Raw genomic sequence first — 16,149 nt, 5'->3', positions numbered from 1 at the left:
AGGTGCCGGCGCGGGCATGCGCCCGGGCGCTACGGAAACGGTGTGGCAAAACAGGATTGCGATGCTGCTGCGCTTGGCGGGCAAAGGCAAGCGCTCCTGGCGCAATGGCAGAAAAACGGCGACGGCCGGCAAAGCCGTCCTGCAGACCGTTCTGCTATTGAATCCAGCGTACACAGGAGTCAACACGGCAACCCGTTGGCACCTGTTCCCGCCGCATGATCATCCAAATGGCGAAAGTGGCCGAAAACCGGGCGCGTGCGCCGGATAGGCTGGGCCAGCGGCGGGTATCGCGATGGGGGCAGACGCCGGCCGCGGCTGGGAGGCCTGCGCCAGCTCGGCATCAGCCTGCCGGGATGGGATGAGCTGGGCCGGGGCCATGGAAAGGTCAGGCGCTTGTGCGTCCAGTAACGGCGCCTCATGTCGTGTGTTGAGCGACAATTGCGCCATGTAGGCCTGCCAGACGGGCAAGCTAGCATCAGGCGGCGGTGCGACCGGAACGCCGTGCTGCACGGATGTCACTGTCGCCACTTGCGTGCCCGCCGGCAGTTCAGCATGGTCGTAGATCACTGCGCCTGGCGCCACCCGGACACCGGCGCCAAGGCGCGCACCGTAGCCGACCACGGCCCCCTGGCCCAGGCACAGGTCGCCTCCGACAATGAACATTGCCGGCAGACTCACGCGCGGACCGACGCAGAAGCGGCGCACGCGGGCGCCGTCCGCCACCGCAACGCCATCGGGAAGACGCACACGCGGTCCGATCACGACGTCCTTACCCAGCAGCACCCCATCGCCGATCAAGGCGCTCGACCGGATCACGGCATTCCCGGTGAAGACAATCTCGCGGCCCAGAGCGGCATTGCCGGCAACCTGCAGGCGGTCGATGCGGGCGCCGCTGCCGATGATGGCGCCATCCGGTATGACAACGCCCGGCCCCAGCCGGGCGTCGGGGCCGAATGCCACCTGCCGACCTACCGTCACGCCGCGGGAAATCCGCAGGTCGCCATATATGCGGGTGCCGGGCGGCAGCTGCACATCGCCGGAAATGTGGACCTCGCGCACGTTGGCGCCAGGCGCCACTTGCAGGCTGTCCGGGAGACATACGTACGGCCCGATTTCCACGCCGTGACCAAATTCGATATCACTGCCAAGCATGGCGCCACGCCGGACGACCAGGTTGCCGCCGACACGGCTTCCCTGTGGCAGCACTACGCCTTCGCCCAGGCGCAGATCAGTCAGGCAAGCGCCGTCGCACAGGATCACGCCCGCAGGCAGCCTCACGCCCGGGCCAATCACCACGTCACGCCCCAGCATCGCGTGCTCGCCTATGCAGGCGCCGGCGCCGATGACGGCATTGCCGTGCAGATGCAGGCATGCCGGCAGGCGCACATCCGGCGCGATATCGAACTGGGTGATGCGTGCCTGGTCGGCGATGCGCGCACCGGCCGGGATCCACACTCCCGGCCCGACTTCCACATCATCGCCAAACTCGACGCCCGGACCGACATGCACGCCCTGCCTCAGGCGCAGGCTTCCGCCAATCCGGGTCCCGGCAGGCAGTGTCACGCCTGGCGCCAGCTCGAAGCAGCGCACCCGGGCCCCGGCCCGGAATACCAGTCCATCGGGAATCCGGCAGGCAGCTTCGATGTGAACCCCGTGTTCGAACAGCGTGCCATCGCCGAGCTCCACGCCACTGGCAAGGTAAAGGTCGCCATCGATGCGCGTGCCCCGTCCCAGCCGCGCGCCGGCCACATCGCACTGACGCACGATAGCGCCGGCACCGACCGAGAAGCCATCCGGAATGCTGGCGCGAAGAGTGACATCTGCACCCAGCGCCACGCCGCGTCCCACTTTTGCATTCGGTCCGAGGACGAGATTGCCGCGGACGACAGTACCCGCCGGCAGGGGCGCATTGAGCCGCAGGTGGTCGATCCGGGCGGCTTCGGCGACATGCAGGCCGGCTGGCAGCTGTACCCCCGGCCCGATGCGGTTGTCGCCTTCAAACACCACGTTGCGCCCGACCTCGCAGCGGCGCCCCAATGTCAGGCTGCCGCCTATCATCGTCTGCTGGGGCAGCCGGCATCCATTCAGGTGCAGCCGCTCGATCCGCGCCCCCTCCATCACCGTTACGCCAGCCGGAACGACCACGTCTGGGCCGACATCGGCGCCGCCGCCGAATACCACGGCGATGCCGACCACGGCGTTCCTGCGCAACGTGAGGTCGCCATGCAGCACGGTGCCGGGCGGCATGCTGGCGCTGGAGGCGATGTCGCAGCAATCTACCCGGGCGCCGGCGGCGACCACGACGCCGCGCGGCAAATAAAGCCCGTCGCCTATCTCTGCCTCGGCACCGACTTCCACGCCGGCGCCGAAACAGACCCCTGCCCCGATGCTGCTGCGGCTTCCCAGGGACAGGCTGCCCTCGATCCGGGTGCCCAGCGGCAGAGCGACGCCGCGGCCCAGGTATAGCCGCCGCACCCGTGCCTGTTCGGCAACTACAATGCCGTCAGGCAAGTGCACGCCGGTCCCGATCTCCACATCGGCGCCCAGCGTGACCTGCCTGCCCAGGCGCGCTCCGCGCTGCAGGCGTGCGCTGCCGCACAGCAGGGTGCCCGGCGGAAGCGCAACCTCCTCCAGCGCCAGGCGCGCGACCCGGGCGCCGACAGCCACCACGACACCCTCCGGGATGACCACGCCGGCGCCGACGTCAGCGCCGCCATGAATGATCGCGCCGCTTTCGATCACGCTGCCCCTGCCTATCCTGACTCCTGGCCCCAGCAGGGCATCCGGCGCAACCTGCGCCATGTCGTCCACCTGTGCCATCCATCCCGCCATCAGCCGGGCAGAAGGATGGCGCGGATGCAGGAAGGCCGGCGGCCACAATGCGGCCACCCTGTTCACTGCGTACGCCAATAGCGCGGCAGCCAACGGCTCGCCTTCCGGAACGTCGCCGCCAGCGGCCTTGTCGACCGCGCTGCCGAGCAGCATGCAGGTTTCGCTCAAGCCATGGAATTCGGTCAGGCCCACCTCTTCCGCCTGCGCCATCAGTTCCGCCAGGCCGCGGCACTGCGCCGAATCGGCATCCCATCCCCAGCCCTGGCTGGCGCTGTGAAACATAAGCCGGAACAGCAGGAGCGCCGATGCATTGAAATGGCGGCCCAGCTCTTCCGAAATGCGGCGGTGCCAGGCGGGCGCGCAAACGAGCTGCGGCGGCTGCCCCGGCGCATCCAGGATGAAGCCATCGACCAGCGTCTCGGCATCGAGCTGCGCGCAGCTTTGCGGCATCGTCCGGACCGTCAGCCTCGATCGCCTGGCATCCGGTTCCAGCAAGCGGTCCCGCAGCAGCAGCTTCTCCAGTGGCGGCCAGGCCAGTTGCAGCCACGGCCCCTCTTGCCGCGCTGCGTCCACATCATCACTGCGTGGCAAGGGATGCATGGCGCAAGGCTCCAGGGCATCGGCCAGCAGCGGCACGGCAGAGAGCTCGGCCAGCATGCCGCCAACGCCCCGTGCCGCCATACCGATTGCATCTGGCGCGGCAGCGCGGCCGATGCTGAGCGCGGCGGCGTATAGCCTGTTCCATGTAGTTTCGCTGACACTGATGCACAGTGCCGCTTCATCGCCGCTGACCGTGCCGTGTTCCGGGCTCCAGCGTGCCAACTGATGCATGGCACTGTGCCATTGGCCTTGCTCCTGATAGACGGCGGCCATGCCGTCGGCGGCCGGCCTGGAGCATGCGAGAAACTCGGCAATGGCATCCAGCCCATCGGAATAAAATGCGGTTGCTTGATGCATGGCGGCCTTTCCTGCTTCCGGATAGATGAGGAAAGCGACAGTAAAGCCTGGCCGCCGGCGCTGCCTTGGGACCGCTCAAGCGGCTGTATCGAACCACGCGCGCCCGCGCGTCACCGGCCCCGAGAGGGCAGCGCATGCACTGCATGGAAAAAGGGACGGCGGAACCGGGGCGCTTATGCGCCGCGGCTTGCGCGCAGCGATGGCGCGCAGCGCAGCATCTCGATGGCGGCATCCACCATGCGTTCGGCATGGGCGTCGAAGTCGGCGCTGTCCGGCGTGAAAAGACTGATATTGATCAGGCCGTCGATCTGCGCCTGCATCATGATGCTGGCCAGTTCGGTGTCGAGGTCGGCGGGAAGCTGTGCCCTGGCCACTGCATTGTCGAGGATGCGGCGCAGGTCGCTGCGGCCTTTCAGGAACACATCCTGCTGGCGCTCGATGATGGGTCCGGCTGCCTCCACGAACTCGCATTTGTGAAACACGATGCCCAGCACCTTGCGCGAATGCGGATTGTGCCGCACGTCGTTGAACACGAACAGGATGGTCTTGCGCAACTGTCCCAGCGGATCGGCTTCCCGGTCATCCAGGCCGGCGGCTGCCATTTCCTCCATCGGCAGCCGCACCCGCTCGCACATTGCGTCGAACAGGTCGCCCTTGTTCTTGAAGTGCCAGTAGATCGCGCCGCGGGTAACGTTGGCTGCCTGCGCCACGTCCGCCAGCGAGGTGCGCGACACGCCATTGGCATGGAATACTTCCTCGGCCGCATCGAGGATGCGGTTGCGGGTTTCGAGGGCTTCTTCCTTGGTTGATCTGGCCATGATGGTCCGGTGGGAGACGTACCGTTGATGAATTTCCATTGCAGGATAAAAAAACTTCACCGGCGCGTCATACATACATTCATGAATGTATATATACTAGCAGACTTTGACGGCCACATTGACGGTTTTCGTTACCAAGCACTGTTCATCGCACCGTTACCCGTATTCCTTATCCACTGTTTCCAATGACAACCCGCCGTGTGCCAGCGCGGTCCTTTTGTGTGAGATTTCCATGACAGCTTTCCAACGTTCCTCCTGGGCAGCCGCCTCCCTGGCGCTGCTGGCGCTGGGCGCCTGCGGTGACAAGAAGGCCGATGCCCAGGCCCAGCCGGCGGCCATGCCGCCGCCCGAGGTGTCGGTCGTCACCGTCGCCCCCGAGCGCATCGCCATCACCAATGAATTGCCGGGCCGGCTGGAAGCCACCCGCACCGCGCAAGTGCGCGCCCGGGTGCCCGGCATCGTGCAGAAGCGCCTGTTCACCGAGGGCAGCGATGTCAAGGCCGGCGATGTGCTGTTCCGCATCGACCCGGCCTCGCTGCAGGCCTCGCTGGCCAATGCCCAGGCCGCCCGCGCCCGCGTGGAAGCCAACCTGGCGCAGGCCAACCTGAAGGTGCAGCGCTACCGGCCGCTGGTGGAAACCAATGCGATCAGCCGCCAGGAATATGACGATGCGCTGGCCGCGCAGAAGCAGGCCCAGGCCGATCTGGAAGCCGCCCGCGCCACCCAGCAGACCGCCAGCCTCAATCTCGGTTACGCCACCGTCACCGCGCCGATTTCCGGCCGCATTGGCCGCGCCCAGGTGACCGAAGGCGCACTGGTCGGACAGGGCGAAGCCACGCCGCTGGCCACCATCCAGCAGCTCGATCCGATCTACGTCAATCTGACCCAGTCTTCCAGCGAACTGATGCGGCTGCGCCAGGCGCTGGCGGCCGGCAAGCTGAAAACCGTCGGCAAGGACGAGGCCAGCGTGTCGCTGGTGATGGAAGATGGCACGCCCTACCCGCGCACCGGCAAGCTGCTGTTCTCGGACCTGGCGGTGGACCAGAGCTCGGGCGCCATCACGTTGCGCGCGCTGGTGCCCAATCCCGAACGCTTCCTGCTGCCCGGCATGTATGTGCGGGCGCGGCTGGAGCAGGCGGTTGCCGAGTCGGCCATCACGGTGCCGCAGCAGGCGGTCCAGCGCGACAACAACGGCGCGTCGGTGATGACCATAGCCGCCGACGGCAAGGTGGCGCCGCGTCCGATCAAGACCGGCAGCGTGCAGGGCAACAAGTGGATCGTCACCGAAGGCCTGAAGGAAGGCGATGTCGTCATCGTCGAAGGCCTGCAGAAGGTCAAGCCCGGCGCGCCGGCCAAGGGCGTTCCCTGGAAGCCCGCCGGCGTGGCCGGCACGCCCGTTGCCGCTGCCAGTGCTGCCCCAGCCGGCCCGGCAGCCGCAGCCAACCAGAAATAAGGAAGCCGCCACATGGCCAAGTTTTTTATTGACCGCCCGGTCTTTGCCTGGGTGATCGCGCTGTTCATCATGCTGGCAGGTCTGCTGTCGATGCGCACGCTGCCGATCTCCCAGTACCCGACGATCGCGCCGCCGCAGATCGTGATCACCGCCACCTATCCCGGCGCATCGGCCTCGACGCTGGACGAAAGCGTGACCAGCCTGATCGAGCAGGAGCTGAACGGCGCCGACGGCCTGCAGTACATCGAGTCGCAGAGCCAGTCCAACGGCCAGACCCAGGTCACCGCCACCTTCCTGCCCGGCACCAACCCGGACCTGGCGGCGGTGGACGTGCAGAACCGCATGAAGCGGGTCGAGCCGCGCCTGCCGGAGTCGGTGAAGCAGCAGGGCGTGCAGGTAACCAAGTCGCGCGCCAACTTCCTGCTCTTCACCACCCTCGCCTCCACCGACGGCCGGCTCGATCCGATCGCGCTGGGCGACTATCTCTCGCGCAATGTGCTCAATGAAATCCGGCGCGTGCCCGGCGTGGGCCAGGCCCAGCTGTTCGGCACCGAGCGCGCGATGCGCATCTGGATCGACCCCGCCAAGCTGGTCGGCTACAAGCTGAGCACCGCCGACGTCTCCAACGCGATCCGCGCCCAGAACGCGCAGGTGGCCTCCGGCACGCTGGGCGACCTGCCCGCGCCGAACCGGCAGCAGATCGCCGCGCAGGTGGTGGTCAGCGGCCAGCTGACCTCGCCCGAACAGTTCGGCGAGATCGTGCTGCGCGCCAATCCGGACGGCTCTACCGTGCGCCTGCGCGACGTCGCCACCATCGAGATCGGCGGCCAGGCCTATGCCACCGCCGCCCGTCTCGACGGCAAGCCCACCGCCGCCATCGGCGTGCAGCTGTCGCCCACCGCCAATGCGCTGCAGACCGCCGATCTGGTCAAGGCCAAGATGGCCGAGCTGTCGAAGTTCTTCCCGCCGGGCGTGAAGTACGAGATCCCCTATGACACCTCGACCTTCGTCAAGATCTCGATCGAGGAAGTGGTCAAGACCCTGGTCGAGGCGGTGATCCTGGTGTTCCTGGTGATGTACCTGTTCCTGCAGAACTTCCGCTACACCCTGATTCCCACCATCGTGGTGCCGGTGGCGCTGCTGGGCACCTTCGCCACCATGGCCGCCTTTGGCTATTCCATCAACGTGCTGACCATGTTCGGCATGGTGCTGGCCATCGGCATCCTGGTCGACGACGCCATCGTTGTGGTGGAGAACGTCGAGCGCATCATGAGCGAAGAGGGCCTGTCGCCGCGCGACGCCACCCGCAAGGCCATGGGCCAGATCACCGGCGCCATCATCGGCATCACGCTGGTGCTGGTGGCGGTGTTCATCCCGATGGCCTTCTTCGGCGGCGCGGTCGGCGCGATCTATCGCCAGTTCACGGTGTCGATGGTGTCGTCGATGATGTTCTCGGCGCTCTTGGCGCTGACGCTCACGCCGGCGCTGTGCGCGACGATCCTGAAGCCGGTGGAGAAAGGCCATCATGTCGAGAAGCGCGGCTTCTTCGGCTGGTTCAACCGCGGCTTCGGCCGCACCGCCACCCGCTACCAGGGCTTCGTCGGCCGCATGCTGACCAAGGCCGGCCGCTACATGCTGGTGTACGGCGCGATCCTGCTGTGCGTGGGGCTGCTGTATGCGCGCCTGCCGACGTCCTTCCTGCCGGCCGAGGACCAGGGATATGCGGTGACCAACATCCAGCTGCCGCCGGGCGCTTCCGCCGCCCGCACCGAGCAGGTGATCACGCAGGTCGAGGACTACTACATGAAGCAGAAGGACCTGGCCCATATCGTCGCGGTGCGCGGCTTCTCGTTCTCCGGCAGCGGCCAGAACGCCGGCCTTGCCTTCACGCCGCTGAAGCACTGGGACGAGCGCAAGGGCGAGGAACATTCGGTCAATGCCTTCGTCGGCCGCGCCTTCGGCGCGCTGTCGCAGATCAAGGACGCGATCATCTTCCCGGTCAATCCGCCGCCGATTCCCGAGCTGGGCAATGCGACCGGCTTCACCTTCCGCCTGCAGGACCGCGCCGGCCTGGGCCATGACGCGCTGCTGGCCGCGCGCAACCAGCTGCTGGGCATGGCCGCGCAGAGCAAGGTGCTGGCGGGCGTGCGTCCGGAAGGACTGGAAGACACGCCGCAGCTGCGGGTCAATGTCGACCGCGACAAGGCCAATGCGCTGGGCGTGTCGTTCGCCGACATCAACGCCACGCTGACCACCGCCTTCGGCTCGTCCTACATCAACGACTTCCCGAATGCGGGCCGCCTGCAGCGGGTAATCGTCCAGGCCGATGCCGAAGATCGTTTGCAGCCGGAAGACATCGGCCAGCTGTACGCGAAGAACAGCGCCGGCGACATGGTGCCGTTCTCGGCGTTCTCCAGCACCTCCTGGAACACCGGCCCGGTGCAGCTGAATCGCTACAACGGCTATCCGGCGATGAAGCTGGCCGGCAATGCCGCGCCCGGCCGCAGCACCGGCGACGCGCTGGCCGAGATGGAGCGCCTGGCCTCGCAGCTGCCGACCGGCTTCGGCTATGAATGGACCGGCCAGTCGCTGGAGGAAAAGACCTCCGGCTCGCAGGCGCCGGCGCTGTTTGCGCTGTCGCTGCTGGCAGTGTTCCTGGTGCTGGCGGCGCTGTATGAAAGCACCAGCATTCCGCTGGCGGTGATCCTGGTGGTGCCGCTGGGCCTCCTGGGCGCGCTGCTGGGCGCGACCATGCGCGACATGCCCAACGACGTGTACTTCAAGGTGGGCCTGATCGCCATCATCGGCCTGTCGGCCAAGAACGCGATCCTGATCATCGAGTTCGCCAAGGACCTGCAGGCAGAAGGCATGAGCCTGATCGACGCCACGCTGGAAGCGGTGCACCTGCGCTTCCGCCCCATCATCATGACCTCGCTCGCCTTCATCCTGGGCGTGCTGCCGCTGGTGGTGGCAAGCGGCGCCGGCTCGGCCAGCCAGCGCGCGATCGGCACCGGCGTGATGGGCGGCATGATCACCGCCACCGTGCTGGCGGTCTTCCTGGTGCCGGTGTTCTTCGTGGTGGTGCGCAGCCTGTTCAAGGGCAGCAAGCGCCAGCGCGAGTTCTACGCCTCCCACCGCATCCACACCCATGAGGAACAACTATGATCCCGACCCCTGCCCGCCTGGCTGTCACAGCCATCGCCGCGGCGGTGCTGGCCGGCTGCTCGCTGACGCCGGAACTGGTGCGGCCGCAGGCGCCGGTGGCGCCGGCCTTTCCGCCGCATGCCGCGGCAGCGCCTGGCCTCACGCCGGCGCGCGCCGCCGTCGACATCGGCTGGCGCGAATTCTTCACCGATGCGCGCCTGCAGTCGCTGATAGCGTCCGCGCTGGAAAACAACCGCGACCTGCGCACCGCCGCGCTGCGCATCGAGGAAGCGCGCGCCCAGTACAACGTGCAGTCGGCCGACCTGCTGCCCAACCTGAACGGCGTCGGCAGCGGCACCCGCACCCGCACGCCGGCGGGCGCCTCGCCGCTGGGCCGCGCCATCGACACCACGGTGTACCAGGTCGGCCTGAGCCTGGCGTCGTTCGAGCTGGACTTCTTCGGCCGCGTGCGCAGCCTGAACGAAGCCGCGCTCGCCGCCTACCTCGCCACCGAGGAAGCCCAGCGCGCCGCGCAGATCAGCCTGGTGGCCGAAACCGCCAAGGCTTATCTCAGCGAGCTGGGCGCCGGCGAGCAGCTGGTGCTGGCGCAGCGCACCCTGCAGTCGCGCGAGGAAGGCTACAAGCTGGCCAAACAGCGCTTCGACGTCGGCGCCTCGTCCGCGCTGGATTTGCGGCTGCAGGAAACCCTGGTGCAGTCGGCGCGGGTATCGGTGCTGACGCTGCAGCGCCAGCAGGCCCAGGCCCGCAATGCGCTGACGCTTCTGGTCGGCGCGCCGCTGCAGAATCTGCCGGCCGGCGCCGACCTGTCGTCGCAGAACGTGATCACCGCGATCCCCGCCGGCCTGCCGTCAGACCTGCTGGCCAACCGGCCCGACATCCGCGCCGCCGAGTCGCGCCTGGTGGCGGCCAATGCCAACATCGGCGCCGCCCGCGCCGCTTTCTTCCCGCGCATCTCGCTGACCGCCGCGCTGGGCACGGCCAGCAGAGAATTGTCCGGGCTGTTCGATTCGGGCACGATGTCATGGTCGTTCGCGCCGCAGCTGACGCTGCCGATCTTCGATGCCGGCCGCAACCGCGGCAACCTGGACCTGGCCGTGGTGCGCCGCGACCTCGCCGTCACCGACTACGAGCGCACGATACAGGGCGCGTTCCGCGAAGCGGCCGACGCGCTGGTCGCCCGCGGCACACTGGAGGAACAGGTGGAAGCCCAGCGCCTGGTGCGCGAAGCCCAGGCCGACCGCCTGAAGCTGGCCGACCAGCGCTTCCGCGCTGGCGTGTCGAGTTCGCTCGACGTGCTGGATGCGCAGCGTGAGCTGTTCACCGCGGAGCAGAACCTGGTGCAGACCAGGCTGCTGCGGCTGACCAATGCGGTGGATGTGTATCGCACGCTGGGGGGCGGGTTGAAGGCGGAATGAAACCTTGCCGGCTTCGGCTGGCAACGATTCATGCAGCGTGCACCTGGCCTGGCCGGTGCGCGCTTTTTTATGGGCGGGATGAGCGGGCGGCTTTGCCTGCCGGTTCGTGCATGGTCACTCTGCATGCTGTACAGACCACGCAAGCATTCGAACAGGATGGCTAGCAGGTCTCTGCAAGGTTGCCAGTCAAACCAGCCTGCAGCAATCAGGGACAGGCGCAGATGCGGTGCTCGCTGCGTTTTGCGCCGCAGAGGAATTACCGCCTGTGCCCTGCTGCTGCAACGACGGCGCCGGTATCTGCGCGTACGGCAAGCCCGGCGCATACGCGGAACTGGACGAATAGGGGAAGCTGGCTGCATGCCAGTCCAACGTTCCATGCAGCCTATGGCAACGCGCCGTGTTTTGCCTGGCTCGCTCTGCCTCTGCTTCCCGGGCGCATGCATTCAGTGCAGCATGCACATCCACGATGATGTCCTCATAGTGCTCTGTGCTTTTGGAAACGAGAATCAGGTATCGGGATAGCAGTTGTCCCACTTCCAGGGGCAGGGCAACCGGCAGGGATGGCTGTGCAAACATCTCACCGTCCTGCATCGAAAGAGAAGCCAGCGTACGGTTTCTCTGCTGGAGGTCATCGAGCCGCCCGCCCAACAGGTAAGGTATTGAGGGTTCGATGAACTGGTCCAGGTTGTTATTTATAAGACTCAGATGTATCAGCACAGGATTGCACTGGAATCCGTCAACTATGTGCTCGACCGTTCGGGAGCGACGAAACGTGTCCGTCATGCCGATCTTGTTGCTGGTCAGGTGAAGTGCGGTCAGGGTGCTGTTTTGCTTCAGCAACTGGCTTATCGTTTCCGCAATGCCGTGGTCAATCTGATTGCCGCTGAGATTCAGGGTAAGCACCGCCTTGTTGGTGTTCAAGGCAAGCAATATTTCCTGCGCGCCGCCCGTACCCAAAGAATTGCAGAACAGGTTCAGTGCGGTCAACGTGCTGTTGGTGCTCAAGGCGTGCCCCAGCATAACGCCACTTGCGCCGTCGAGGTCGCAACTCGATAGATCAAGTTCGTTCAGGCTCGTGTTGGCAGCCAGCATGCTGGAGAGGGTTGCTACGGCTTCTTCGCCAAGGTGGTTGTAGCCCAGGTCAAGGGAATTGAGCCGGATGCCGGACTGCAATGCATCACACAACTCCCCGATGTTTGCCGAGGATAGCTTGTTCCCAGCCAGACTGAGCCTGGTGAGGCAAACCGTGGTTCGAAGCGCATCGATGACCACGCAGATTTCCGCATCGCTCCACTGTCCAAACTTGAAGCTTGCTGTGCTGATATGACCATGCTCGAACAGATGCGCCAATGCCTTGGGTTCGCCGTTGCGCATGCACCAGATGCCGAGTTTCACGACGTCTGCCAGATCGTCCGGCACCTTGCCCTGTTCGATAAAGGCTCCGAATACCTGATGGCCGATGTTGTCGGGACAGCTTGGGCATGGCCTGGCCAATTCAAAAGCCGCACCGCCCTGTTCGCCGGTAGTTTGCGGGCCATCGTTGCGTACAGCAATGTAACCGGGTCCGTTCCGGCCATGACTACAAGAGCGCGAAAAAGCAGGTTGCATGAGTTCCCCTTTCAACACGAGTGGAATGAAGGCAATAGAAATGGTGATGCCGGTTGCGTGATTGCGCTCTTCTCCGCGCCCTGGCAGGCGTCGTCCGGGTACTATCTGCACGATCAGCAAAAAGACGGCGTTGGGTAACGCTTCCTAGAGCCATGTTCTGGTGGGTGCGGGAAAACATGCGTGGCATGGGGGAAAGCTTCTCCATCAAGCCTGATGGCGTTGACGCGTCAACAAATAGTTTGGGAAACCGGGCCGTCCGCATGACAACCTGGCATATGTTGCATTGCCACTCGGCCTTTCATGCGCCAGCGGACGACCTGCTCCTCTACACCAGCGTGCAGCCAGGAGGCAGCTCTTGGAGCGCTTCCCCACTGTGAGCAGCCGCTTGTTGCGGCCCATTTTGGGCATTGGCCGCAAGCGCCTGGATTGACAGCGCAATCTCTATCGTCGCCGACTCATAGGCGGCAGTGCTTTCAGAAAGCATCAACATCTGGTTGGCCAGTAAGGTGCCAAGTTCCGTCGGCAGGGCTATATGATTGGCCATACGGCTGTACAGCAAAGCGTCCTGCTGCAGGAAACGCTTGGCGTCATGATTGCGCTTGCATAGATTGTTTATCTTTGTCTTATGGTCATCGCTTAAATTGCTTTTCCACACATTTATCTTTTCCAGCACGGTATTTTTCTCGATTGACGCGCATAAATCCTCAGCTGCATCCCCTCGGAAAATACAGCCATAAAGATCCAACTCGTACAAATTTTCATTTCCCTGCAAAGCAACCACCAAAGCGCGTGTGCTTTCCTCATTGAAATTCCCATTTTCCAGGGAAAAACGCTGCATTCGGCGATGATCAATCAGTTCGCTAGCAATTTTTGCAATATCGTCATCGTTCAAATCTTTACCATCCAGACTAATTTCGGAAAGACCGCGACTTTTCTTGATGATTCTATCGAAGCTGACAGCAGGACCGGAATCAAAATCAATCTGGCTAAAACGCATGCTCTTCAGGCTGCTTTCGATCAGCGCCTCTTCCAGCAGCAAAGCTGTCCCAGGCTCACACTGGTTTTGAAAAAAATTAAATTGCTTCAAACCAGAACTGGCTTGGAGGCAGCTTGCAATTTCACTCATGCTTGCCTTATCAATTTTCTGACGGGATAAAGTCAAACTCTGAATTTTCGTACTTTTCTTGATTGCTCCGAAAATTTCCCTGGCACTGTCGGAATTCAGTCGAATGCCGGAAAGCGTAAGGGACACCCTGTCGCAGTTTTGCAGAGCTTGGATCAGGCAGGCGAAATTTTGGTCGTTCAAGCCTGGACCAGAGATATTGAAGTCTTTCGTGCCGACTTGGTGGCTCAGGCCTTCCGCCAGGCAGGGCAAGGTGTCGGGAGCAAATTCGAGGTCATGTAGAAAAATGCGCTTTAAATCCTTATTTACCTTGAATGCATTACCCAATTCTTTCGCCAACTCAATCGTACAATGCGCTTTAGACAACTCAAAACGTTGGATTGAAGAATTTCTGCAAAGGACGTATGCCATCATGGAAATTTCTTCAGGATTAGGATTATAAGCAGAAAGTGTTTCTTCCTGATTTTTTTCCAGCCACCAGACTAACGCATTTTTCTCATTATTTTTCATACACCACTTGAAAATTTCTTCCTTTTCATGGTGATTGGGCGCAACTTTTCCGGAACAAAATTTCAGGAAACTCCCTAGTTCGACGAAATTGTATTCAAAAAAATTCTTCCGCAATGGCGGCACTTTCGCCTTCCTGATGGAATCGATATCCATGTCACTTTCCGGGCCAGCCGTTGCCGTGGAAAACGGGCTCTCAGGAAGAAAGCTGCGCACGGAATTTAGCAATTCATTCATTGATATTTCTCCTTTTATTTAATATTGATAGCCAGATACGGAACTTCATCATGGATTAATTACAAGACCATTTTTTTGAAAAGACTGCAATTAATCCAAATTTTCAGTTGCATGAAATTCAATGGTTTAGATTAATTAACGCAAAAAGAAGACCGGTTCCTTTAAAGGCAACGAGCCAGACCGATGCCAACAGGGCGAATGAATAGTCTGCAGCCAACTCCACAAGCGCCAAGTCCTTTCGCTGTGCTGTGCTGTGCTGTCAGAGACCAGTATCAGGAACAAGCTCGCTGACTAAGCAACCAATCCTGTTCGAAGCACATCTGGCAGGATCGTGATCCGTCGTTCGTTCTGGCGGCCGGCATGTACGCGAACTTTTTTACCGCAAACAGCAGGTACTATCCTGACTTCCTCAGGCAAGGAGATATCTTGGATTTCGCCACATCGCCGAGTACGGCAGTCAGCCTGGAGAAGGATTTTCTGGGCCATCCCAAAGGCCTGTTCGTGCTGTTCTTCACAGAAATGTGGGAGCGGTTTTCCTACTACGGCATGCGGGCGCTGCTGGTGCTGTACATGACCAAGCACCTGCTTGCGCAAATCGAGCAGGGCGCGGAAGTGCTTGGCTTTGCCGCGCTCAGGTCCGGTATCGAAACCCTGTTCGGCCCGCTGAGTCACCAGGCGCTTTCAAGCCAGATCTATGGCCTCTATACCGGGCTGGTGTACCTGACGCCGGTGTTCGGCGGCCTGCTTGCCGACCAGTACATCGGCCAGAAAAGATCGATCTATTACGGCGCGGTGCTGATGGGCATCGGGCACTTCCTGATGGCTAGCGAACGGTTTTTCCTGCTGGCCCTGTTGTTCCTCATCGTGGGCAACGGCTTCTTCAAGCCCAACATCTCCACCCAGGTCGGCTATCTCTATGCCCCGGGCGACATGCGGCGCGACCGCGCCTACATGATCTTCTACATGGGCGTGAACCTGGGCGCATTCCTCGCGCCGCTGGTCTGCGGCACCCTGGGCCAGAAGGTGGGATGGCACTGGGGTTTTGGCGCGGCCGGCGTCGGCATGTGCATCGGGCTGGCGGTGTACCACTTCGGCCAGCATCGGCTGCCGCCCGCCGGCCTGCCGCTGCGCCCGCATCGCAGCCATGCCGGTGCAGCGAAGCCGGAGCGACTGACTGCCGAAGAATGGCAGCGCGTGGTTGCGCTCATCGCAGTGTGCACCGTGACCGTGATCTTCTGGGGCATCTATGAACAGCAGGGCAATACGCTGCAACTGCTGGCGGACCGGCAGGCCGACTGGCATGTCCTCGGCTGGGAGATGCCGTCGAGCTGGTTTCAGTCCTTCAATCCTCTGCTGATCTTCGTGCTGACGCCGTTCCTGAACCGGTTCTGGGGCTGGCAATCGCGCCGCGCCAGCGAACCCGGCAGCATCGTCAAGATGGGCATGGGTTGCCTGATCATGGGGCTGGGCTTCATTCTGCTGCTGGCCCTGATGCATGATCTGCCCACGGGCCGCAAACTGCACTGGCTATGGCTCCTTGCCTGCGTGTTCTTCTTCACGGTCGGTGAAATCTATCTGTCCCCGATCGGACTGTCCTTCGTCAGCAAGATCGCGCCGCGCAGGATCATCGCGATGATGATGGGCATCTGGCTGCTCTCCAGCTTCTTCGGCAACTACATGGCCGGTTACCTGGGCAGCTACTACGAACGCATCGGCAGCGAGCGTTTCTTCGGGCTGATGATTGCGCTCTCGCTTGCGGCGAGCGTCATCCTGATGCTGCTCGCCAGGGGCTTGCGGCGGACCGTGCAGGGCATGTAGCGGGCCGCAGCTACCGTCTATTGCGCAGCATCCTCGCCGCCTTGCCTCGCCGCCTGCCGCGCTTCCCACTGCGCCAGGCTTTCCCGGTACCGCTGCAGCTCCTGCTGGTAGAGATCGAAGATGCAGGGATCGCAGCCGCTGCGGCAGCATTCATCGTCGCCCGGCTGCTCGGGCGGCTGCGGGCGGGGGTCGTGAGAGATGCGGGTGGCCATCGTC

The 16,149-nt window shown here is 63.2% G+C and carries 9 protein-coding genes; 4 read left to right on the top strand and 5 right to left on the bottom strand.

The annotated features are described in order from the left end of the window. Window positions 1-219: 219 nt before the first annotated feature. Both IGW04_RS03925 and IGW04_RS03920 read right to left on the bottom strand, forming a co-directional pair. A complete protein-coding gene (locus IGW04_RS03925) occupies window positions 220-3,789 on the bottom strand; it encodes a hypothetical protein (protein ID WP_194711711.1) in 3,570 nt (1,189 codons plus the stop codon). 173 nt (window positions 3,790-3,962) lie between these two features. Beyond that, a complete protein-coding gene (locus tag IGW04_RS03920) occupies window positions 3,963-4,607 on the bottom strand; it encodes a TetR family transcriptional regulator (protein ID WP_194711710.1) in 645 nt (214 codons plus the stop codon). A 232-nt stretch (window positions 4,608-4,839) separates the two neighbouring features. On the opposite strand from IGW04_RS03920, the gene IGW04_RS03915 reads away from it, so the two are divergent. From IGW04_RS03915 to IGW04_RS03905, 3 genes are read left to right on the top strand one after another with little or no spacing between them, the layout of a single operon-like run. Beyond that, on the top strand, window positions 4,840-6,060 hold the full coding sequence (locus IGW04_RS03915) for an efflux RND transporter periplasmic adaptor subunit (protein ID WP_194711709.1): 1,221 nt from the start codon (window positions 4,840-4,842) through the stop codon (window positions 6,058-6,060). A 12-nt stretch (window positions 6,061-6,072) separates the two neighbouring features. Beyond that, complete coding sequence (locus tag IGW04_RS03910; protein WP_194711708.1) at window positions 6,073-9,225, top strand: efflux RND transporter permease subunit; 3,153 nt, start codon at window positions 6,073-6,075, stop codon at window positions 9,223-9,225. Continuing rightward, a complete protein-coding gene (locus IGW04_RS03905; protein WP_194711707.1) occupies window positions 9,222-10,640 on the top strand; it encodes an efflux transporter outer membrane subunit in 1,419 nt (472 codons plus the stop codon). Before IGW04_RS03910 ends, IGW04_RS03905 begins: the two co-directional genes overlap by 4 nt. A gap of 186 nt (window positions 10,641-10,826) precedes the next feature. On the opposite strand, the gene IGW04_RS03900 is transcribed toward IGW04_RS03905, so the two are convergent. Together IGW04_RS03900 and IGW04_RS03895 are read right to left on the bottom strand one after the other, a co-directional pair. Beyond that, entirely contained in the window at window positions 10,827-12,359 is a 1,533-nt protein-coding gene (locus tag IGW04_RS03900; RefSeq protein ID WP_323744807.1) for a leucine-rich repeat domain-containing protein, read from the bottom strand. A 214-nt stretch (window positions 12,360-12,573) separates the two neighbouring features. Further along, window positions 12,574-14,115 (bottom strand): leucine-rich repeat domain-containing protein, encoded by a 1,542-nt coding sequence (locus tag IGW04_RS03895; protein WP_194711705.1) that lies wholly within the window; start codon window positions 14,113-14,115, stop codon window positions 12,574-12,576. A 426-nt stretch (window positions 14,116-14,541) separates the two neighbouring features. On the opposite strand from IGW04_RS03895, the gene IGW04_RS03890 reads away from it, so the two are divergent. Next, window positions 14,542-15,933: a peptide MFS transporter gene (locus IGW04_RS03890; RefSeq protein ID WP_228526813.1), complete on the top strand. Its 1,392-nt coding sequence runs from the start codon at window positions 14,542-14,544 to the stop codon at window positions 15,931-15,933. A 17-nt stretch (window positions 15,934-15,950) separates the two neighbouring features. Here IGW04_RS03890 and IGW04_RS03885 read toward each other — a convergent pair whose 3' ends face one another. Further along, the gene (locus IGW04_RS03885) at window positions 15,951-16,145 is read right to left on the bottom strand and encodes an oxidoreductase-like domain-containing protein (RefSeq protein ID WP_407672028.1); all 195 of its coding nucleotides are present in this window, start codon (window positions 16,143-16,145) and stop codon (window positions 15,951-15,953) included. Window positions 16,146-16,149 lie beyond the last annotated feature (4 nt).

This window comes from Noviherbaspirillum soli, from assembly GCF_015352955.1.
In the GTDB taxonomy this organism is placed as follows: domain Bacteria; phylum Pseudomonadota; class Gammaproteobacteria; order Burkholderiales; family Burkholderiaceae_D; genus Noviherbaspirillum_A; species Noviherbaspirillum_A soli.
Note: the sequence above shows the minus strand (reverse complement) of the source record. Positions and strands in the feature narration are given on the sequence as shown.